The organism is Nocardia heshunensis (genome assembly GCF_054782115.1).
Genome location: NZ_BAAGTC010000055.1, coordinates 1 through 769, shown reverse-complemented (window position 1 = coordinate 769; position 769 = coordinate 1). Strand labels below are relative to the sequence as shown.

The following is a 769-nucleotide window of genomic DNA, read 5'->3' as shown; positions in this document are numbered from 1 at the left end:
TTTGAGGTTACGCAGTTCCCTCAAGTGCAGCATACGTACAAGGATAGGAAGAATGCACCTACGGCAGGGAACTCCGCACCTTCACCGGCTGCGAATACTAGTAACCCGTTTGCTAATACGGGTGATTCAGTTGATATCTCAGAAGACGACTTGCCCTTCTAAGGAGGAGTGCTGATGTATGAACGAATTCCCGAAGAACTCAAGTCCCTAAAGCGGTGGGGGCTTTACAAGCTAAAATGGCAACCTGACCGGAATAAGTATGCAAAGTACCCCAAGAATCCATACAACGGTGGGGATGGGAAGTCTAATGACCCGGCTACTTGGTCGGACTTTGATACGGCTCTGCAAGCTATGGACGATTACGGCATGGATGGCCTAGGTTTCTATTTTCAGCCTCCTTATGTGGGAATCGACGTGGATCATTTAGAGCAAGACCTAGAGCGGTGGCAACGTGGTGAGACGGATGAAAATGAGGTGCAGCACTTTCTCACAATCACCAAGTCTTACGCTGAAACTAGCGTATCTGGAACCGGTATCCACATTATCATTAAAGGCGAGATTCCGGGTGACCGACGACGGTCAGGCAATGTGGAAATGTATACGTCGGGCCGATTCTTCGCCATGACGGGCAATCAAATCGGGCCGTATGACAGTATCAATCAGCCTGAACCGAAGCTGATGAAGCTACTATATGATCGGTATCTCATGCCTAGCAACGTGGTGACGCTGCCGAACAATCAGCTTCCACAGATGAATGATTTGTCTGAGA

1 protein-coding gene is annotated in these 769 nt (G+C 49.0%); it reads left to right on the top strand.

What is annotated here, in order from left to right:
• Positions 1-174 precede the first annotated feature (174 nt).
• Positions 175-769, top strand: a 595-nt coding sequence (locus ACYVN4_RS45130) for a hypothetical protein (RefSeq protein WP_460730486.1), incomplete at its 3' end; no start/stop codon positions are given.